Here is an 18745-nt window from a genome sequence, read left to right as displayed (position 1 = left end):
TCCCCGCCTTCGCGGGGATGCACGGAGTAGAAATGGCTGAAGACCTGGACGCGGACTACCACAAGGCCGGCTTCGGCGGTCGCCTTGCCTTCGGCAAGGCTCCGGCCCTGCTGATCATCGACGTGGTCGACGCCTATCTGCTGCCGGACTCGCCGCTCTATGCCGGCGTCGAGGCGGCCCTGGCCAGCAACGCCCGCCTGCTGCAGGCGGCGCGCAAGGCCGGCATCCCGGTGATCCTGACCAACGTCGTCTACCAAGCCGGCGTCGGCGGCCGCGACGGCGGGGTGTTCTATCGCAAGGTGCCCGCCCTGAAGGCCTTCCAGGAAGGCTCGCCGCTGGGCGCCTTTCCCAAGGAGATCACGCCCATCGAGGGCGAGATCGTGCTGTCCAAGCAGTACGCCTCGGCCTTCTTCGGCACGCCCCTGGCCTCGACCCTGCGGGCCATGGGCGTCGACACGGTGATCATGGGCGGGTTCTCGACCAGCGGCTGCGTGCGGGCCAGCGCGCTCGACGCCCTGCAGCACGGCTTCATCCCGTTCGTGGTGCGTGAAGCCTCCGGCGACCGCGACGAGCGGGTGCAGGAAGCCAACCTCTTCGACCTCCAGGCCAAGTACGCCGAGGTGCTGTCGGAAGCCGACGCGTTGGAACTGATCGCCGGCGCGGCAGGTTAGGCTCGGGTCGGCAGTCTTCGGCCCGCAGCCTCCCCCGAATCCGTAAAACCCCCGCTTTCGCGGGGATGCTCGGTGGAAATATCGATCCAGTCTAACGCCAGAGCGCCGCCAGTTCCGCATAGCCGGCCTCACCGCCGCAGGTCTGCACCGCCTTGGCCGAGCGGTCGCCTGCGGCCAGGACCTTGGCGCAGGCGCGGTTAGCGGCGACCTGGGGCTCGACGATGTCGTAGCGCGGCGCGTTCTCCCGGAAGATTTTCTCGCCGGGCTGATCCAGCGTCTCGCGTTCGGTCCGGGGCAAGGTCCCGCGCGAGGCCGTCGCCGCCTTGCGCAGACGCTCGGCCTCGACCGGATTTTGCTCGACGCCCCGACCGTTCTCGTACAGCAGGGCCAGGGCCAGCTGGACCTTGGCGCTGGGGCCGGCGGCGCGGTCCTGAAGCTCCTGCGGCGAGGTGGTCAGCGCCAGCTTCAGCGGCTCCAGTTCGGCGCGCCGGTCCTCGGGGGCCGTCGCACAGGCCGTCATCAGCAGCGCCGTTCCGATCAGGGACGCGATGGACATGACCGTCTTCGACAAGGCTTCCTCCCCTTCTTCCTAAATTGACGCGGCTCAGCGCCGCCAGCGGGCCGCCAGTTCGGCGTAGTTCTCCTCGCCCCCGCACGCCCCGATCGCTTCGGGCGAGCGATCGTTCTGGGCCAGGGCCTGGGAGCAGGCGAGGTTGATCGTCGCCTGGAACGGCGCGACGTCGTAGCGCGGCACGAAGATCATCGAGACCCGTCCGGGCTTGCCGTTCAGGCCGGCGATATAGGTGGTGATCGGCGTCGACCCGCGCGACGCCGTGGCCGCCTTGCGCAGGCGGTAGGCCTCGATGGGGTCGCGCTCGACGCCGCCCTGGCCGTATTGGTAGAGCAGCGACAGGCTCAGCTGGGCCGAGGCGTCGTTGCGATCCGCCCGCGCGCGCAGTTCCTCCGGCGAGGTCGTCAGCGCCGTCTGCAAGGGACCAAGGCTGGCCAGCCGCGCCTGCTGCGAACTGGCGCAGGCACCCAAGGCGGCCATGGCGAGGACAAGGACGGCCGTCCGCGCGATCCCGTTCGACAAGGTAGCCTCCGCACGCCAAAACAACTCTTGAGTGCAACACTACCCCAGAACGCGCGAGGCGCAACCGCGCGTCAGGCCTTGGCCGGCTCCACGCCATAGGCGCGCATAAAGACGTCGACGGCGGCGTCGACCGTCTCGTCGACCAGCGACGGGGGAAGCTCCTTCAGAACGCCTTCCAGCAGGCGATAGAAAGGCCCGGCCTCGCACAGGGCCTGGAAATGCATGGCCGCCCGCCAGGGGTCGACCCGCCGCATCTTGCCCTGGTCCATGAACCACTCGAAGCGCGCGGTCATCCTGGTCCAGCCGCGCTTGGGGCCGTTCTCGAAGAACAGCTTGCCGAGGTTGGAGCGCGCGCCCTCGGCGATGATCATCCGCCGGAAGGCCATGACCTCCTCGCTGGCGATGAACGTCAGGAAGGCGCGGCCGAAGCGGTTCAGGGCCGGACGCAGCTCGTCCTCGGTCTCGAAGGTGGCGAACACCGGATCGATGATCTTGGTCCCCTTCTCCAGCATGGTGGCGACGAAGAGGTCGTCCTTCGAAGCGAAGTAGCTGTAGAGCGTCTGCTTCGAGCCGCCGGCCCGGGCCGACACCTCGGCCATGCTGGCGCCCAGGAATCCACGCTCCAGGAACACCGCCTTGGCGGCTTCCAGGATGCACTTCCGCTTCTCCTCGGTCTTGACGCGCACGCGCTCTCCTCTCCCCCCGATCGACCCAGACTACGCGGTCCAGGCGTTTTCTGGACCAGACTGTACACTTTTCACTTGACGCCGTCACGTCAAGTTATATTTAGACCGTCCTGTACGGTTTGATATCGAGCAATTCGATGGCCCACTTGTCCCTCCCCCTGAAAACTACCCTCGCGGCCCTGCTCGCGACCTCGGCCCTGGCGGGTTGCGCGGCCGTGCCGACCCTGCCGCCCGCCCAGGCGATCAAGGCGCCCGACACTTACGCCTCGCAGCAAAGCCTCGCGGCCCCCGCCGCCGACTGGCCGACCGACCGCTGGTGGGCCGCCTATGGCGACGCCCAGCTCGACGCCCTGATCGAAGAGGCCCTGGCCGGCTCGCCTGACCTGGCCGCCGCCCAGGCCCGCGTCGCCAAGGCCGAAGCTCTGGCCGGCCAGGCCCGTTCGGCCACGCTGCCCAGCCTGTCGGCCAACGCCAACTACGCCTCGGTCAAGCAGAGCTACCACAACGGCTTCCCGGCCGCGTACGTGCCCAAGGGCTACAACGACAGCGGCCGCGCGACACTGGACTTCGCCTGGGAGCTCGACTTCTTCGGCAAGAACCGCGCGGCTCTCGCCGCCGCTACCTCGCAGGCCAAGGCCGCGCAGGCGGAAGCCGCCGAGACGCGCCTCGTCTTGTCGACCAATGTCGCCGCCGCCTATGCCGACCTCGCCCAGCTGTTCGCCGACCGCGACGCGGCCGCCGACGCGGTGAAGACCCGCGAGCAGACGGCGCAACTCACCGCCGACCGCGCCGCCAACGGCCTGGAGAACCAGGGCTCGGCCGAGCAGTCGAAAGCGGCGCTGGCCTCGGCCCGCGCCCAGCTGGCCGCCTCGGACGAAGCCGTCGGCCTGACCCGCAACCGCCTGGCCGCCCTGCTCGGCGCCGGCCCCGACCGGGGCCTGTCGCTGGAGCGTCCGAAGGTCGGCGCCCTGAAAGCCTTTGGTCTCCCGCAGAACCTGTCGGCCGACCTGATCGGCCGCCGCCCGGACGTCGCCGCCGCCCGCCTGCGGGCCGAAGCCGCCGCCCAGAGCGTCAAGAAGGCCAAGGCCGAGTTCTACCCCAATGTCGACCTCTCGGCCTATTTCGGCCAGCAGTCGCTGGGCCTGGACATGTTGACCAACAGCGGCTCGCGCATCGGCTCGTTCGGTCCGGCTATCCGCCTGCCGATCTTCCAGGGCGGCGCCCTGCGGGCCGGCTATCGCGGGGCCGCGGCCGACTACGACGCCGCCGTCGCCAGCTATAACGGGACCCTGTCGCAGGCCCTGAAGGACGTCGCCGACGCCGCTGTCAGCGCCCGCGCCCTCGACGCCCGCCTGGGTGAAAGCCGCAAGGCCGTCGAAGCCTCGTCGGCCGCCCACGACATCGCTCTGCAGCGCTATCGCGGCGGCCTGGCCACCTACCTCGACGTCCTCACCGCCGAGGACGCCCTGATCGCCAACCAGCGGACCCTCGCCGACCTCGAGACCCGCGCCTTCACCCTCGACGTGGCGCTCGTGCGCGCCCTCGGCGGCGGCTACCGCGCCGCCTGACCCGTTTCCCGGAGCATCCCCCAATGTTCGATTCCGAAGCCTCCGCCGACGCCCAAGCCCAGGCCGCCTCGCAGAAGGCCGCCGGCGCCAAGCGCAAGAAGCTGTTCGCCGGCCTCGCCGCCGTCATCGTCGTCGCCGGCGCCGGCTATGGCGCCTACTACGCCCTGGTCGGCTCGCACCACGTCGAGACCGACAACGCCTATGTCGGCGCCGACACCGCCCAGGTGACCCCCCTGGTCGGCGGTCCGGTGCGCAGCGTCGCCGTCCATGAAACCCAGGTCGTCCGCCAAGGAGACGTGCTGGTGACCCTCGACGACAGCGACGCCCGCATCGCTCTCGCCTCGGCGCAGGCCGATCTTTCCCGCGCCGAGCGCCGGGTGCGCGGCTACCTCGCCACCGACCAGAGCCTGGCCGCCCAGATCGCCGCCCGCGACGCCGACCAGACCCGCGCCGCCGCCAGCCTGACCTCGGCCCAGGCCGACCTCGAGCGCGCCCGCGTCGACCTGGATCGCCGCAAGGCCCTGGCCGCCACCGGCGCCGTCTCGGGCGACGAGCTGACCCGCGCCCAGAACGCTTACGCCAACGCCCAGGCCGCCTTCGCCTCGGCCAAGGCCTCGCAGGTGCAAGCCCAGGCCAACCGCGCCGCCGCGGCCGGCTCGCTGGCCGCCAACGCCGTGCTGACCGCCGGCGCCAGCGTCGACGCCAACCCGGAAGTCGCCGCCGCCCGCGCCAAGGTCGAGCAGGCCCAGCTGGACCTGTCGCGCACCGTCATCCGCGCGCCGATCGACGGCGTCGTGGCCAAGCGCAACGTCCAGATCGGCCAGCGCGTCGCCGCCGGCTCGCCGGTGATGCAGGTCGTTCCGATCGGCGCGGCCTATGTCGACGCCAACTTCAAGGAAGGCCAGCTGCGCAAGGTCAAGATCGGCCAGCCGGTCGAGCTGGAAGCCGACCTCTACGGCGGCTCGGTGAAGTACCACGGCAAGGTCGCCGGCCTGTCGGGCGGCACCGGCGCGGCCTTCGCCCTGATCCCGGCCCAGAACGCCACCGGCAACTGGATCAAGGTCGTGCAGCGCCTGCCCGTCCGCGTCGCCATCGACCCGGCCGACCTCAAGGCTCACCCGCTGCGCGTGGGCCTGTCGATGAAGGCCACGATCGACACCCGCGGCTAAGAGCGCGTCGGGCGAAAGTGTAAGCGGTTTCGCCCGCCAGACGCGCGCCAAGCGTAGAACCCTTCAGAGCAAGGATAGCCGTCATGGCGACCGCTCAAGCCGTCCCCGCAAGGGCGGCCTCCGAACCCGCGCCGCTCAGCGGGCCGGCGATGATCTTCGCCGGCCTGATCCTGGCCGCCGCCAACTTCCTGGTGGTGCTCGACACCACCATCGCCAACGTCTCGGTGTCGAACATCGCCGGCGCCCTGGGCGTCTCGCCGAGCCAGGGCACCTGGGTCATCACCTCCTACGCCGTGGCCGAGGCCGTGGTCGTGCCGCTGACCGGCTGGCTGTCGGCCCGCTTCGGCGCGGTCAGGGTGTTCGTCTTCGGCATGATCGGGTTCGGGATCTTCTCGTTCCTCTGCGGCCTGGCGCCGTCACTGGGCTTCCTGGTGCTGTTCCGCATCCTGCAAGGCGCCTGCGGCGGCCCGCTGATGCCGCTGTCCCAGACCCTGCTGCTGCGCGTCTTCCCCAAGAAGCACGCGGCCGCGGCCACGGGCCTGTGGGCCATGACCACCCTGGTCGCCCCGATCCTCGGGCCGATCCTGGGCGGCGCGCTGTGCGACAGCGTAGGCTGGGCCTTCATCTTCTGGATCAACGTGCCGATCGCCATCGCCTGTTCCTGGTTCGCCTGGAACCTGCTGAAGGCCCACGAGACGCCTCTTGCCAAGGCGAAGGTCGACCTGGTGGGCCTGGGCCTGCTGGTCGTCTGGGTCGGCTCGCTGCAGATCATGCTGGACCTGGGCAAGGAGCACGACTGGTTCTCCTCGCCGCTGATCATCGGCCTGGCCCTGGTCGCGGCCGTCGGCTTCGTCGCCTTCCTGATCTGGGAGCTGACCGAGCAGAACCCGATCGTCGACCTGCGGGTCTTCCGCCACCGCGGCTACACCGCTGCGGTCATAACCCTCAGCGTCGCCTTCGGGGCCTTCTTCGGCATCAACGTGCTGAACCCGCTCTGGCTGCAGCAGAACATGGGCTACACGGCCACCTGGGCCGGCTACGTCTCGGCCCTGCTCGGCGTCACCGCCGTCATGGTCGCGCCGCTGGCGGCCGGCATGTCGGCCAAGCTCGACGCCCGCAAGCTGGTGTTCCTGGGCCTGATGTGGATGGCCTTCATGACCTTCTTCCGGGCGCAGGCCAACCAGCAGATGGGCTATTTCGACATCGCCCACTGGCTGCTGTTCCAGGGCTTCGGCATGCCGTTCTTCTTCGTCCCCGTGACCGCCCTGGCCCTGGCCAGCGTCCGGGTCGAGGAGACCGCCAGCGCCGCCGGCCTGATGAACTTCTGCCGTACGCTGTCGGGGGCCTTCGCCACCTCGGTGGTGACCACGGTCTGGGCCGACGGCGCCAGCCGCAACCACAATGAACTGTCGGGCGTGCTCAACGGCGCGCAATCGACGATGGACCAGCTGCAGGGCGTGGGCCTCACGCCCGAACAGGCGCGCGGCACGCTGGACAACATGGTCCAGAGCCAGGGCGTCATGCTGGCCACCAACCAGGTGTTCATGGCCATGGCCGCCCTGTTCGTGGTCGCCGCCCTGATCGTCTGGCTGGCCCCCAAGCCGACGCGGGTCGCCGACACCTCGGCCGTGCACTGAGGCAAGTGGGGGAGCGGCGAAGGTCGCTCCCCTCTCCTCACTCCCGTCATTCCCGCCCTTGTGGCGGGAACCCCTGGTTCCGCTTCCGCGTGAGACGCAAGCGGCGTGCTGAGCACGCCGCCCCACCTGCACCTGCGGCTGAAAGAGGGTTTCCCGCCACAAGGGCGGGAATGACGGGATATAGGGGGACTACCGCGCCACGGCCCCCTTCACCACAGCCGCGAACTTCTCCGCCGGGCAGTCGTAACCCGCCCCGGCCTGGCTGCAGCCCGGCACGAAGATCGGCGAGGCTTCCGGCGGGGCCGCCAGCGTCAGGGCCTTCTTCCCGCGCAGCTGCGACAGGCTCTGCACCGCGTAGCGCACGCGGATCACCCGCACGCCGTCGGCCCGTTTCCAGCGCTCGAACACCAGATTGCCGCCCGGCGCGATCTGGTTGGGCTGGTAACCCGGCGCGGCCCATTCCAGGCCCAAGAGGCCGCCCAGCATGGCCAGGGTGCCGTCGTGGCCGACGATCACCACCATCTTGGAATTCGCGTCGCCGATCGCGTCCTTGCCGGGCTTGGTTTCCAGCGTGGCGAGAATGCGCGAGGCCAGATGGCCGGCGCCAGTGCGGGCCACTTCGTGCGAACGCAGGCGCAGGTCGAACTCGGCCTGGTGCAGCGGGAAGACCCGCAGCAGCGAGGCATCATTCAGGCCCTTCCAGCCCAGGCTCGCGAAATCCTGACCGTCGGCCCAGGCCATCAGCAGGCTTTCGGTGACGCCGGAGGCGAAGGCCTCGGGACCGGCGATGCCCACCGTCTCGTCGGCGTCGTCGAGGAAGGCCGGGGCCTCGTCATAGACGCGGCGCTTGCCGGCGGCCTTGGGGCACGGCGCGGCGTCGCACTGCATCAGCAGCTCGTCGAGGCTGGCGATGGCGTCGGCGTGGCTGGCGCTCCAGGCGGCGAGGCTGCCCCCCACCCGACCGGCGACCGAAGCGCGCGCCAGAGCCAGATCCGGCTTGGCGACGCCGGCCTTCACCGGCTCGAACATCGGATCGATCTTGCCCTCGCCCACCGTGTGGACGTCGACGGCGCAGCCCGGCGACAGGCCCTCGCCCAGGGCCTTGGCCGTGGCGATCGTGCGCTGGGTGACATTGGCCCAGTAGTAGACCGCGCCGCAGTCGGCGCCGGCCAGCAGGCCCTGCCTGGCGTAGAGCGAGTGATAGTAGGTCCCGAACAGGGTCGAGAGCGCGCCGCCGTTGGCCGTCAGGTGGCCCGGCGGCACGCCGAAGCGCGGCCAGGGCCTGGCGGTGGCCGTCTCCAGGCGCTCGGGGCTCGACATCGCCGCCCGCACGCCGTGGCGGCTGAGGATCACCACCTTCTCCAGGGTGTCGCCGGCCTGCTGGGCGGCGGCGGGCGCGGCGACCGAAACGGTCAGCGCGGCGGCGAAGAGGCGGGCAAGCAGACGCATCGGAACTCCCAGAACGAAAAAACGGCCCGCACAACGGAATCGCGCGGGCCAGTCAAGGGGATCGGAACGGAGGAGCGCAAGGGGCGTCCCCTCCGGAAAGTCGGGATCGCCGCCCCGGCCGCCAGGAAAAGCGGCCGGGGCGCGACAGAACTCCGTGAACGGAGCAATAAGCCTTAGAACTTGGCGCGCAGGCCGAAGCTGACGGTGCGGCCATACTTGGTGTAGCCGCCGAACCAGCCGCCCTTCACGAACTGCCATTGGGTCGCGTCGGTCAGGTTCTGGCCTTCCACCGCGGCGGTGATCTGCGGGGTGATCTTGTAGCTGATGCTGGCGTCCAGCGAGCCGAAGGCGGCGTCGTTGAGGGCCGACAGGCCCGCCCCGCCGACGTCCTGCAGCACGTCGTCCACCCAGCTGTAGCTGGCCCGGGCCGCGATGCGGTCCTTCTCGTAGAAGCCGGTCAGGTTGAAGCTGTTCTTGGCGACGTTGACCATCTGGTCCTTCAGCGTCGCCGAGTAGGTCGCCTCGGTGTCGGTGTAGGTGTAGTTGGCCAGGAAGCCGAGGCCGTCGAACGGCGCGGGCAGGCTCTTGAACAGGTGCTGGTAGGCCAGTTCCACGCCCTTGATGGTCGCTTGGCCGCCGTTGGTCGGCGAGGTCAGCTGGTAGGTCTGGCCGTCGACCACGATGTTGGTCTTCTGGCTGTAAACGAAGGTGGTGATGTCCTTGTAGAAGGCGCCGGCGATCAGGGCGCTGCCGGGGGCGAAGTACCATTCCAGCGTGGCGTCGTACTGCCAGGCCTCGAAGGGCTTCAGCTCCGGATTGCCGCCCACCGCCGTCAGCACCGTGCCCGAGGAGTTCAGCGTCAGGCGCGGGGCGAGATCGGCCAGCGACGGACGGGTGATCACCTTGGCCACCGCGACGCGGGCCTGGAGGGTGTCGGTGATGTCGAGGGCGAAGTTGGCCGTCGGCAGCACGTCGGTGTAGCTCTTCTCGTAGCGCACCGGCACGGCGGTCGTGCCGTTGTCGGCGTGGCCGGCCGAGACCTGCTTGGTGTTGGCCACGCGCACGCCCACCTCGCCGCGCAGCGGCAGGTCGGCGATCCTGGTGTCGAGGTCGGTCAGGGCGTAGCCGGCCAGGATCTCTTCCGACACGAAGTAGGAGTTGCGCTTGTCGGCGCGCGCCGTGCCCAGCTGGCTCTTGTCGGCCAGGGCCCAGAACTTCTCGGGATTGGGCATCACCCAGGTGCGCGGCAGGTTGCCGCCCACGCCGCCGAGGAAGTCGCTGACCGGGAAGGCCTCGAAGTAGCTGGCGTCAAAGTATTTGTTGGCCAGATTGGTCGTGTAGTTGATGTCGGCGCGATTATAGGTGCGCTCGCGTTCGCGGAATTTCACGCCGAAGGCGATGCGGTTGAACGGCCCCCATTCGACCGGACGCTCGGCGTCGGCTTGCAGGGCCTTTTCCAGGTCCAGCGAGTCGTTGACGCGGTACTCGATGCGGCGGAACGGCAGCAGCGAGGGGTTCGAAAGGTTGGTCGTCGCCAGGGTGACGCTGGGCAGCTCCTCGTCGTCGGCCTTGGTCATGTTGAAGGTCGTCTGGCCGATCGAGCCCAGCAGACGCGTGCGGGTGATCGGCTTGGAGGTCTCCGAATAGGCGCGGGCATAGGCCGCGTCGCCCGAGAAGGTCCATTCGCCGATCCGCTGCTTGCCGTTGATCGCCAGCATCAGGTTGTCGTGCGCCAGGTCGCTGACCTCGCGTCCGATCTGGCTGGTCGAGGTGACCGTGCCGCCCACGAGGGTTCCGTCGCGCACCACGGCCGTGCCGGGAACCAGGGTCGAGACCGTCTGGTCGACCGAATAGGTCAGCTCGTCATAGTGGTCGTCGAGGTGGGTGTAGCTGGCGTCGAAGGTGATCTCGGTGGCGTCGGTCGGCCGGTACTGGGCCGAGAACACCAGGCCCTTGCGCTCGCGGTCCTCGCGCTCGAGGGTCGGGCGGATGGCGGTCGGATAGAGGCTGATCCCCTGCGCCGCCAGGCTCTTGCCCAGGGTCGTGGAGGTGTCGACATAGCTCCAGCCCACGCCGGTGACGCGGTCCTGGCGCAGGGTGCGCTGGTCATAGACCAGGGCCAGCAGCGCGCCGAAGCTCTTGTCGTCATTGACCCAGCTGATCAGGCCCGAGGCGCGCGGGTCGGTCTTGCCGGCCAGCTCCGGATGGCTGGCCGTGACCGAGGCGGCCATGGTGTTCTTGCCAAGGGTCAGAGGGCGAAAGGTCTTGATGTCGACCACGCCGCCGATCGCGCCCTCGTCCAGCGAGGCCAGCGGGGTCTTGCCCACCTCGACCCCGGCCACCAGCTCGGACGGCAGGGTGTCGAAGCGGAACTGGCGGCCGCTCTGGCCGCTGTCGCGCATGTTCTCGTTCACCGCGGCGCTGCGGCCGTTCAGGGTGACGATCTGGAAGTTGGGACCCAGGCCCCGGACACGGACGAACAGGCCCTCGCCGCGGTCGCGGGTGATGGCCACGCCCGGCACCCGTTGCAGGGCCTCGGCGATGTTGTTGGACGGGAACTTGCCGATGTCCTCGGCCGAGATGGCGTCGACGACGTTGGCGGCCTTGCGCTTGTCGGCCAGAGCCCGGGCCAGCGAGCTGGCGAAACCGCCGGTGACCACGATCTCCTCGACCGTGGCGGGCTCCTCGGCGACCGGCTCGGCGGCGGCCGGAGCCGACGCGGCCTCGGCGCGGGCGACCGGGGCCGGAGCGGTCGAGATCTTCTGGGCGGCCGGGCGCAGCACCGCCGCGCCGCCGTTGCGGACATAGGTCAGGCCGGTGCCGCGCAGCAGTTGGGTCAGGCCGCTCTCGGCGTCGACCTCGCCGCGCACGCCGGCGGTGCGCTTGCCCGCCAGCAGGGCCGGGTCGGCCAGCACCTGCAGGCCGGTGGCGCGCGAGAAGGCCGGCAGGGCCGTCGACAGGTCGCCGGCCGGGATGGCCAGGGCCGGCTTGGGCGCCGGCGCGGCCAGCGCCGAACCGCCCGAAAGCAGAGCCACGGCCGAGGCCGTACCGAGCCAGGTCTTGAAGGTCATCGTCTATCCCCGAGTTCGCGCGGCGTGAGGCCGGCTTCGGCGGGAAAGACGCTGGCGCCCCGCCTGTCAGGACAGGGAATTTTGTGAAGTTTCCGCGACGGGGTCAGCCGGCGCCTCAACGCGTGAGGACGAGGCCGCCCCCGCCTTCCCTGACCTTGAAGCCGTGGACGAGCGCCAGATTGCGCACCAGGGCGTCCGGATCGTCCATGCGGAAGCGGCCGGCCACCCGCTGGCGGCCAAGGTCCTCGCCCTCGACCACGATCGGCGTCGGCGAGGCGCGGTTCAGCCGCTCGACCAGCCGCGCCAGGGTGACCCCGTCGGTCTCCAGCCAGCCCGAGCGCCAGTCGTCGCCGGCCGGGTCGAAGGCCCGAACCTTGGACAGCCGTCCCTCGGTGGCGAAGGCCCGCTGGCCGACGGTCAGCTCGGCCGTGCGATGGATCAGCCCCTTGGGCGCCAGCCGCACGCGGCCGCGATGCACCGACAGCTCCACCCGCCCCGGGCCGCGCTCGTGACTGAGCTCCAGATCGAAGGCCGTGCCCAGCACCCGGGCCGAGCCCTCGGCGGTCTTCACCGTGAACGGCCGCGCCGCGTCGTGGGCGACGTCGAAGAAGGCCTCGCCCTGGGCCAGGGCGACCTCGCGACGTTGCGACCCCATCCGGACCGACAAACGCGTGCCGCCGTCCAGCGTCACCCGGGTGCCGTCGGCCAGGGCGACGGTGCGGTGCTGCCCCCTGCCCGTCTCGAAGATCGTGGGCGTCACGGTCATCAGCTGCAGCTGCGGCCAGGCCATCACGGCGGCCAGGGCGCAGGCGGCGGCCAGACCGCCGGCCAGGCCAGCGATCGGCCCGGCCCGACGGGCGCGCACCGCGCGGCGCTGTTCGCTGAGCGCCATGGCCTCGGACAGGGCCGCATCCTGGCTGGTGGTCCACAACTGGTCGAAGGCCTGGGCGTTGGCGGCGTCGGCGGTCCGCCAGGCGGCGAAACCGGCCTCGTCGCGGAAGGCCGGGTCCATCCGGCGGGCGGCCCACAGGGCGGCGGTGCGGCGGGCGCGGCTCATCGGCGGCCTCCCGCGCGGCGCTCGGCCTTGGCCACTTCGCGATGCAGTTGCTCCAGCGCCCGCACCACGTGCTTCTCGACGGCGGCCTCGTTCATGGCCAGGGCCGCGGCGATCTCCCGCGTCGTCTGGCCGTGCAGGCGGCGGCGGATGAACACGTCGCGGCGCAGCGGCGGCATGGCGTCCAGCACCTTGCCGAACACCTCGACCTTCTGGCGATGCATGAGGATCTGCTCCGGCGCGGGGGCTTGGCAGGGAATGTCGTCGTCCAGCGCCTCGACCGGCCGGCGCTTGCGGCTGCGGAAGTGATCGCGGACCAGGTTCAGGGCGATGCGATAGCCCAGCGCCGCCCGGTCGGCGACGGTGCGCGCCTTCTCGTAGGTCAGCAGCCGCGCGAAGGTCTCCTGCACCAGGTCGTCGGCCGCCGCCGGGTCGCGCGTGCGCCGGACGATGAAGTGATAGAGCTCGTCACGCTGGGCGCGCAGGCTGGCCAGGTCGGTCATGACGCGGTGCGCCAAGCGCTAAGGGATGCGGGCTCCGGAAACATGGGCCGGCGCTAGCACGGCTTCATGACAGTTCTTCCCCCGCGCCCTCGGGAATGAGGTCCGCCGCGATCGTCAGCACACGGGCGAAAGCACCCGGTGTGAATTCACCACGTGCGATGTTTCAAAGCTTTACAAACAATTGCAACTCTGACACGAGTCCAGCGCCACGCCAACCAGAGCGTGGATCGCCCGGTCGAAACCAGCCTCAGGGAGGGATTGGTGCTCGAGTCGTCGGTGTACCCCAGCGTAGCGTCCCAGAGCGTAGATCTTCCGAGCACGGAGCCCGCGGACCTGCTGGTCACGGGCATCGGCGGAGCCACGCCCAAGGCCGCATCCGTGCTCAGCCAGGCCCTCGACATGCCTGTCGAGACGGTGGTCGACGCCCTCTATCGCGCCCCCGCCCGGCTGCTGGCCGGACTGCCGGCGGCCGACGCCACGCATCTGGCCGGCGTCATCCGCACCCTGGGCGTCGAGGTGGCCGTGACCCCGGCCGGCCCCGCTCCGGCCCGCGCGCCGGCCGTGGATCTGGCGGGCGAGCTCATCGATCTGGACGCGGCCGACGCCGTCGGCCAGGTCCTGGGGCGGTTCCTCGGCATGGAGCCGAGCGTGGCGCTCGACCTGCTGCTGACCCCGCCGGGCGTGATCCTGGGCAATGTCACCGAGGCCACGGTCCGGGCCCTGGAAGCCGCCCTGCCCGCCGACGCCGTGCATCTGACCGCCAGCCGCCCCGACACCGCCGGCTTCGCCCTCTTCGCCAGCGGCCTGTCGCCCCTGCAGGTCGGCATATTGCGCCCGCGCCTGCCGGCCGGGGCCGAGATCGCCGCCGGCGGTTCGGCCACCGTGTTCGATCTGACCCGCGGCGAGGCCGACGGCCTGTGGCGGCGGCTGAAGGCTCCCGAGCAGGTGCGGATTATCGACCAGGCCTTCCTGCGCTTCTCCATCGAACTGGTCGCCGCCCCTGACGACGCCGCCGAGGCGCTGGAGGCCCTGGCCGGCGTTCCGGTCGAGGACTACGACCTGCTGCGCCAGGCCCTGCCGGTTCCGATCGAGGCGGGCGTCGCCTTCGCCGATCTCGAAGACCGGATGGCCGCCTACGAGGCCGCCAACCTGCATGTGCGCGCCGAGCTGGAGACCTTCGCTCACCAGGCGCTGGACATCCTGTCGGCCCCGGCCGCCCTGCTCGCCGAGTTCGGCCTGGCCGGCCCCGCGCCGCTGGCCACCCCGCCGATGCCCCGCCCCCACGCCCGCCTGCTGCGCCATCGGCTGGAAGCGGCCGGCGCCGAGGTGCTGTTCGCCGAGACCGTCCTATGAGCGGCCAGACCATGACCGCCCGCCCCGACGTCCATCGCCTGCACGCCGGCGTCGCCGAGGCCGGTAAGCTGCTGGCGCTGAAGGGCCGCCACGACGAGGCCCTGGCCAAGTATCGCGAGGCCCTGCGCCTGGCCCATGGCGTGCGCGCCCCGCAGATCTTCGCCCGCCACTACCTGCACTGCGTGCTCGAAAGCCTGGAGCGCACGGGCGCCCACGACCAGGCCGCGACCCTGGCCGGCGAGGCCGCCAGCAGCGCCGCCGCCGAGCTGGGCGACGGCACGCCCAGCGACTTCCAGCGCCGCGACCGCGCCTTCCTGCTGGAGCGCCTGGGCGTCAACCGGTTGAAGGCCGGCGACGTGGCCGGCGCCCGCGACGGCCTGGCCGCCGCCCTTGCTTTGGACGAAGGCCTGGGCCTGGCCCGCGACCTGCTCTCCTGGACCGCCCGGGGCCTCGGCGTCACCGCCGCCCGGCTGGCCGAGGCCCAGCGCGCCCACGGCTACTGGACCGTCCGCGCCGACACCGTCGATCGAACCCGCGTCTGTGAATCCCCCGTGTCGCCCCGGGAGCCGATGAGCAAGGAACCGATGCATGGCTGACGAGAACCCCATCGAGAAGATGACGCCCGGCCAGATCCTGGCCGACGCCAGCGTCGCCGAGTTCATCAAGGCCATGGGCCTGTCGATCGCCGACGCCCAGAAGGCGCTCGACCTCAACAGCCTGGCCCAGGTCGGCGAGTACGTGGAGCCCCGCCCGGGGCTGGGCGGCAAGAGCCTGCTGCAGCTGGGCCTGTCGCCGCCCTTCTACCACTACCAGCACGCCGACCTGACGGTCTCGATGCAGCTGACCATGAAGGTCGGCGAGGCCAGCGCCTTCGGCATCGGCGGCAAGCTGGACTTCGGCTTCGGCCAGGGCGGTCCGCAATCGCCGGCCAACGCCCGCGAGGCTCAGATCACGCTGAAAAGCCTGCCCGCCAGCGTCACGGTGGACGGCGCCAAGACCGACGCGGCCGGCGCCGACCTGGAGGCCGCCGCCGAGGCCGTGGCCCAGAAGCTGCGCACCCCGGCCGGCAAGTTCGAGCGGGCCTATGTCGAGGCCCAGCACACCAAGGTGCAGTTCAAGCTTGATCCCGACACCGCCAAGAACCCGATCAAGACCGACAGCGGCGTGGCCTTCTACGGGGCCGGCGAGTCCAGCGTCGGGGTGATCCGCATCGTCGAGACCCCCACCGCCGGCGCCAGCGAGGACTTCGTCCTGGCCGCCGGCAAGACCGCCAACGTCAAGAGCCAGGCCAACGAGCTGCTCTACGCCCGCGCCGTGGTCTCGGCGATCAACGCCCTGGGCGGCTTCAAGGCCAAGCTGCAGCGCGATCCGGTCGGCTCCACACTGCCGGTCGGTGGCGGCACCCTGGGCATCGCCCTCTTCGACAGCGGCAGCTCGGTGCTCAAGCCGGCCGCCACCGAGGAGCTGGGCCTGCTGGCCCGCACCCTGCGCGACAGCGGCTCGGTGGTCGACGTCATCGGCTTCACCGACCGCGTCGCCTCGCAGGACTACAACATCAAGCTGGGCGAGGACCGCGCCAATGCGGTCGCCAACTACCTGAAGAGCAACGGCGTCCCCGCCGCCCAGATCCGCAAGGTCGAGACCAAGGGCGAGGACCGCTGGGTCGGCGCCACCGACGAGGTCTCCAACCAGCAGTTCCGCCGCGCCGAGGTGCTGCTGGCCGACTCCAACGACCTGCTGATCATCGTCGACTCCGCCGGAACCCAGCTGCAGGCCACCCCCACCCCGGACAAGACCGGCGGCAGCGCCAGCGGCAACGGCTTCATCATCGTGCGCCACTTCACGGCCCAGGCCGTCGACGCCACGGCGGTCAAGGTCGGGGCGTCCGACACCTCGGTGGCGATCAGCGGGGCGGCGGTCAATTCCGGCGGCTCCAACTTCGCCGGCGACACGCCCGAGGCCTACGCCTTCAACCTGACGCGCGACGTCAACGCCGGCAGCGCCACCCACGGCGTGCGGGCCACCCGCCAGGGCGGGGTCGTGACCTTCGCCGACGCCAAGGACGTGGTGCTGATCAACCTGGTCACCCTGTCGGCCAACGACATCGCCCTGTCGGCCGCCGACGGCGCCAGCATCACCAAGGCCCTGGCCCCCATCGCGGCGGGTCCCACGGCCAGCGGCGACAAACCGAAGATCTCGGTCGCCGTCGGCCTGGCCGTCGACTACCGCACCAGCCGGCAGTTCGAGCAGTCGGTGAACGGCAACAGCAGCATCTCGGCCCGCATCGTCGCCGTGCCCGCGCCCGTCGAGTTCCTCGACGAGATCAAGACCTACCTGACGCCAGCCCCGACCCCGACGCCATGAGCGAAACCGCCGCCGTCACCCGGCAGCTGCTCTCCGCGCCGCTGCCGCAGATCATCGAGCGCCTGGGCGTCGCCATCGCCGAAGCCCAGGCCGCGCTCGACCGCAATAGCATCGCCACGGCCCAGGCCATGGCGACGACCGACATCGAGATCGGCGGCGAGACCCACAACCTGATCTCGCTGGGCTTCACGCCCACCTTCTACAGCTTCACCGAGGCGACGGTGGAGGCCAAGCTCTCGTTCAGCATGACCGAGAGCACCGAATTCGGCGTCTCGGCCGGCGCGAGCGTGGGGGTTAACACCGGCTTCGTCATGGTCGCCGCCTCGGTCAACGTCAGCTACGCGCGCAAGTTCTCGGTCAGCGCCGAGGGCATGAGCTCGATCGCGGCCCGGCTGGTCAGCCTGCCGCCCCCCGAAATCCTCGAAAACCTGCTGCGCAGGATCAGCGAACCCACCACCGTTTAGGAAGGAGACGTCATGCCGTCGATCGGAAGAGAGCTGTTGAACGTCCCCATGGGGGACATGATCCGCCAGATGGCCTTCGCCATCGCGGAAGGCCAGATGAAGCTCGATGCCAACAGCATCGAGGTGGCCGAAATGATGGGCGGCCTGCAGGTCGTCACCGACGACGAAGGCAACCAGACCTTCGACGACAGCCGGATCTTCTTCGGCTACGACCTGATGACCGTCCAGCAGGCCGAGGCCTTCATCGCCACCGATGACGCGATCTCCGGCGGCAATATCGACGCCCTGTCCAAGGTCATCGCCAACCAGAAGAAGAACGCCCAGGACAACGGCGAGAGCCTCGACACCACCCTGATCCGGGTGCCGACCCGGCTGTCGATGCTGGAGCTGGGCTTCTCGCCCACCTTCTACCAGTTCGTCGACACGATCATCGAGGTGAAGATCGCCATCAAGTTCACCTACACCCGCGAGACCACCCGCTCGTCGCGCGACACCAACCAGACCAACACCAAGAGCAACAGCTTCTCGTTCAAGCTGTTCCGCGGCAAGTTCGGCTCCAGCAACACCACCCAGGTCTCGACCAGCCAGGTCGACGCCTCCTACTCGGCCAAGTACAGCTACACCGCCGAGGGCTCGAGCCTGCTGCGCACCAAGCTGGTGCCGATCCCGCCCCCGGCCATCCTGGAAGAGCGGATCCGTCGTCAGCTGGACGAGGAGATCGAGCGCCGCAAGCGCCTGCTCGACAAGTCGCTGGCCGAAAACAAGAACTAAACCCCGGACGGAGAACGTCCCATGAGCGTGGGCCAAGAACTGCTCGCCGTCCCCTTCCCGGAGATGGTCCAGCGCCTGGGCGTGGGCATAGCCACCGCCCAACTGCAACTCGACCTCGTGTCGCTGCGCATCGCCCGGCTAATGGCCGGCTACGACGAGGACGCGGACGAGGAGAAGGAAGGCGACGGCGCCAAGTCGAAGACCTATCTGGTCAAGTTCGGCGACGGCCAGGAATACAGCCTGCTGGAGCTCGGCTTCACGCCGACCTTCTACCAGTTCGTCGATACGGTGATCGAGCTGAAGATGTCGATCTCGTTCAAGTCCGAGACCGAGATCAAGCGCAGCAGCAGCAACACCTCGGTCAAGGCCGGGGGGCTGTGGACGCCGTTCGGCGGCGGCGGGGCGGTCAGCGCCAGCAGCGTCAGCGCCAGCTATGCGGCCAAGTACCAGTACAGCGCCGAGGGCTCGAGCCTGATGCGCACCAAGCTGGTGCCGATCCCGCCGCCGGCCCTGTTCGAGGAGCGCGTGCGCGGCCTGATCGAGCAGCGGCGCGCGGCCGAACAAGAAGGCTCCGGATGAGCGATCCGCCCTGGAAAGACGCCCTGCGCCGCGCCAAGGCGCCGTCTCCGGCCGCGCCGACCCGCGCGGCCGCGCCCCGGTCTGCGTCGGCGCCGGCATCGACAGGCTCTCGCGGCGCCGATCCCTCGACCCTGTCGCCGAACCTGGCGCGGCTGATGGCCGAGCGGCAGGCGCTGGAGTCGCGGATGTCCCAGCTGACCGGCCAGGGCGGCCTGGGCGATCCGCGCTACGCCGTCACGCCGCTGGACCGCCGCCGCGCCGAGCTGGACCGCTGGGGCGCGGGGCGCGACGCCGCCCGCGGCGCCGCCGGCCC

The 18745-nt window shown here is 70.3% G+C and carries 18 protein-coding genes; 11 read left to right on the top strand and 7 right to left on the bottom strand.

What is annotated here, in order from left to right; all coding sequences use genetic code 11:
- The first annotated feature begins 32 nt into the window (after window positions 1-32).
- Entirely contained in the window at window positions 33-671 is a 639-nt protein-coding gene (locus AC1RRS_RS20620; RefSeq protein WP_492856793.1) for an isochorismatase family protein, read from the top strand.
- A 91-nt stretch (window positions 672-762) separates the two neighbouring features.
- Here AC1RRS_RS20620 and AC1RRS_RS20615 read toward each other — a convergent pair whose 3' ends face one another.
- From AC1RRS_RS20615 to AC1RRS_RS20605, 3 genes are all read right to left on the bottom strand, one after another.
- Complete coding sequence (locus tag AC1RRS_RS20615; RefSeq protein WP_492856792.1) at window positions 763-1227, bottom strand: SEL1-like repeat protein; 465 nt, start codon at window positions 1225-1227, stop codon at window positions 763-765.
- A gap of 48 nt (window positions 1228-1275) precedes the next feature.
- Window positions 1276-1764: a hypothetical protein gene (locus AC1RRS_RS20610; protein WP_492856791.1), complete on the bottom strand. Its 489-nt coding sequence runs from the start codon at window positions 1762-1764 to the stop codon at window positions 1276-1278.
- A gap of 71 nt (window positions 1765-1835) precedes the next feature.
- Window positions 1836-2450: a TetR/AcrR family transcriptional regulator gene (locus tag AC1RRS_RS20605; RefSeq protein WP_487290804.1), complete on the bottom strand. Its 615-nt coding sequence runs from the start codon at window positions 2448-2450 to the stop codon at window positions 1836-1838.
- 137 nt (window positions 2451-2587) lie between these two features.
- Here AC1RRS_RS20605 and AC1RRS_RS20600 point away from each other — a divergent pair, with 137 nt between their 5' ends.
- The 3 genes from AC1RRS_RS20600 (at window position 2588) to AC1RRS_RS20590 (ending at window position 6824) form a co-directional block, all read left to right on the top strand.
- Window positions 2588-4018, top strand: coding sequence for an efflux transporter outer membrane subunit (locus tag AC1RRS_RS20600; protein WP_492856790.1), 1431 nt, complete (start codon window positions 2588-2590; stop codon window positions 4016-4018).
- 23 nt (window positions 4019-4041) lie between these two features.
- Entirely contained in the window at window positions 4042-5187 is a 1146-nt protein-coding gene (locus tag AC1RRS_RS20595; RefSeq protein ID WP_492856789.1) for an HlyD family secretion protein, read from the top strand.
- An 83-nt stretch (window positions 5188-5270) separates the two neighbouring features.
- Window positions 5271-6824 (top strand): DHA2 family efflux MFS transporter permease subunit, encoded by a 1554-nt coding sequence (locus tag AC1RRS_RS20590; RefSeq protein ID WP_492856788.1) that lies wholly within the window; start codon window positions 5271-5273, stop codon window positions 6822-6824.
- A gap of 189 nt (window positions 6825-7013) precedes the next feature.
- Here the strand turns inward: AC1RRS_RS20590 and AC1RRS_RS20585 are convergent, their stop codons facing one another.
- The 4 genes from AC1RRS_RS20585 to AC1RRS_RS20570 all read right to left on the bottom strand — a co-directional run bounded on the left by AC1RRS_RS20585 (window position 7014) and on the right by AC1RRS_RS20570 (window position 12901).
- Window positions 7014-8273: a histidine-type phosphatase gene (locus AC1RRS_RS20585; protein WP_492856787.1), complete on the bottom strand. Its 1260-nt coding sequence runs from the start codon at window positions 8271-8273 to the stop codon at window positions 7014-7016.
- Window positions 8274-8446: 173 nt separating this feature from the next.
- Window positions 8447-11344: a TonB-dependent receptor gene (locus tag AC1RRS_RS20580; RefSeq protein ID WP_492856786.1), complete on the bottom strand. Its 2898-nt coding sequence runs from the start codon at window positions 11342-11344 to the stop codon at window positions 8447-8449.
- Between the two features lie 115 nt (window positions 11345-11459).
- Entirely contained in the window at window positions 11460-12401 is a 942-nt protein-coding gene (locus AC1RRS_RS20575) for a FecR family protein (protein WP_492856785.1), read from the bottom strand.
- Entirely contained in the window at window positions 12398-12901 is a 504-nt protein-coding gene (locus AC1RRS_RS20570) for an RNA polymerase sigma factor (RefSeq protein WP_110119698.1), read from the bottom strand. Before AC1RRS_RS20570 ends, AC1RRS_RS20575 begins: the two co-directional genes overlap by 4 nt.
- Window positions 12902-13162: 261 nt before the next feature.
- Between AC1RRS_RS20570 and AC1RRS_RS20565 the strand changes: the two genes are divergently transcribed.
- The 7 genes from AC1RRS_RS20565 to AC1RRS_RS20535 all read left to right on the top strand — a co-directional run.
- A complete protein-coding gene (locus AC1RRS_RS20565) occupies window positions 13163-14254 on the top strand; it encodes a hypothetical protein (protein WP_492856784.1) in 1092 nt (363 codons plus the stop codon).
- The gene (locus tag AC1RRS_RS20560; protein ID WP_492856783.1) at window positions 14251-14850 is read left to right on the top strand and encodes a hypothetical protein; all 600 of its coding nucleotides are present in this window, start codon (window positions 14251-14253) and stop codon (window positions 14848-14850) included. Before AC1RRS_RS20565 ends, AC1RRS_RS20560 begins: the two co-directional genes overlap by 4 nt.
- Window positions 14843-16618, top strand: a complete 1776-nt coding sequence (locus AC1RRS_RS20555; RefSeq protein ID WP_492856782.1) for an OmpA family protein — start codon at window positions 14843-14845, stop codon at window positions 16616-16618. The genes AC1RRS_RS20560 and AC1RRS_RS20555 overlap by 8 nt, the downstream gene beginning before the upstream one ends.
- Window positions 16615-17082, top strand: coding sequence for a hypothetical protein (locus tag AC1RRS_RS20550; RefSeq protein WP_492856781.1), 468 nt, complete (start codon window positions 16615-16617; stop codon window positions 17080-17082). Before AC1RRS_RS20555 ends, AC1RRS_RS20550 begins: the two co-directional genes overlap by 4 nt.
- A 36-nt stretch (window positions 17083-17118) precedes the next feature.
- Window positions 17119-17853: a hypothetical protein gene (locus tag AC1RRS_RS20545; protein WP_487290793.1), complete on the top strand. Its 735-nt coding sequence runs from the start codon at window positions 17119-17121 to the stop codon at window positions 17851-17853.
- Between the two features lie 21 nt (window positions 17854-17874).
- Complete coding sequence (locus tag AC1RRS_RS20540) at window positions 17875-18432, top strand: hypothetical protein (protein ID WP_487290792.1); 558 nt, start codon at window positions 17875-17877, stop codon at window positions 18430-18432.
- On the top strand, window positions 18429-18745 hold a 317-nt coding region (locus AC1RRS_RS20535), incomplete at its 3' end, for a hypothetical protein (protein WP_492856780.1). The genes AC1RRS_RS20540 and AC1RRS_RS20535, both read left to right, overlap by 4 nt.

It is taken from the genome of Caulobacter sp. GW821-FHT12A07 (assembly GCF_058807655.1).
Note: the sequence above shows the minus strand (reverse complement) of the source record. Positions and strands in the feature narration are given on the sequence as shown.

What these genes read in the sequence shown, in the direction of transcription:
- AC1RRS_RS20540 (WP_487290792.1), top strand. Translation starts at nt 17,875, where the DNA reads ATGAGCGTGGGCCAAGAACTGCTCGCCGTCCCCTTCCCGGAGATGGTC.
- AC1RRS_RS20575 (WP_492856785.1), bottom strand. Translation starts at nt 12,401, where the DNA reads ATGAGCCGCGCCCGCCGCACCGCCGCCCTGTGGGCCGCCCGCCGGATG.
- AC1RRS_RS20590 (WP_492856788.1), top strand. Translation starts at nt 5,271, where the DNA reads ATGGCGACCGCTCAAGCCGTCCCCGCAAGGGCGGCCTCCGAACCCGCG.
- AC1RRS_RS20615 (WP_492856792.1), bottom strand. Translation starts at nt 1,227, where the DNA reads ATGTCCATCGCGTCCCTGATCGGAACGGCGCTGCTGATGACGGCCTGT.
- AC1RRS_RS20580 (WP_492856786.1), bottom strand. Translation starts at nt 11,344, where the DNA reads ATGACCTTCAAGACCTGGCTCGGTACGGCCTCGGCCGTGGCTCTGCTT.
- AC1RRS_RS20595 (WP_492856789.1), top strand. Translation starts at nt 4,042, where the DNA reads ATGTTCGATTCCGAAGCCTCCGCCGACGCCCAAGCCCAGGCCGCCTCG.
- AC1RRS_RS20600 (WP_492856790.1), top strand. Translation starts at nt 2,588, where the DNA reads ATGGCCCACTTGTCCCTCCCCCTGAAAACTACCCTCGCGGCCCTGCTC.
- AC1RRS_RS20555 (WP_492856782.1), top strand. Translation starts at nt 14,843, where the DNA reads ATGGCTGACGAGAACCCCATCGAGAAGATGACGCCCGGCCAGATCCTG.
- AC1RRS_RS20585 (WP_492856787.1), bottom strand. Translation starts at nt 8,273, where the DNA reads ATGCGTCTGCTTGCCCGCCTCTTCGCCGCCGCGCTGACCGTTTCGGTC.
- AC1RRS_RS20620 (WP_492856793.1), top strand. Translation starts at nt 33, where the DNA reads ATGGCTGAAGACCTGGACGCGGACTACCACAAGGCCGGCTTCGGCGGT.
- AC1RRS_RS20560 (WP_492856783.1), top strand. Translation starts at nt 14,251, where the DNA reads ATGAGCGGCCAGACCATGACCGCCCGCCCCGACGTCCATCGCCTGCAC.
- AC1RRS_RS20550 (WP_492856781.1), top strand. Translation starts at nt 16,615, where the DNA reads ATGAGCGAAACCGCCGCCGTCACCCGGCAGCTGCTCTCCGCGCCGCTG.
- AC1RRS_RS20570 (WP_110119698.1), bottom strand. Translation starts at nt 12,901, where the DNA reads ATGACCGACCTGGCCAGCCTGCGCGCCCAGCGTGACGAGCTCTATCAC.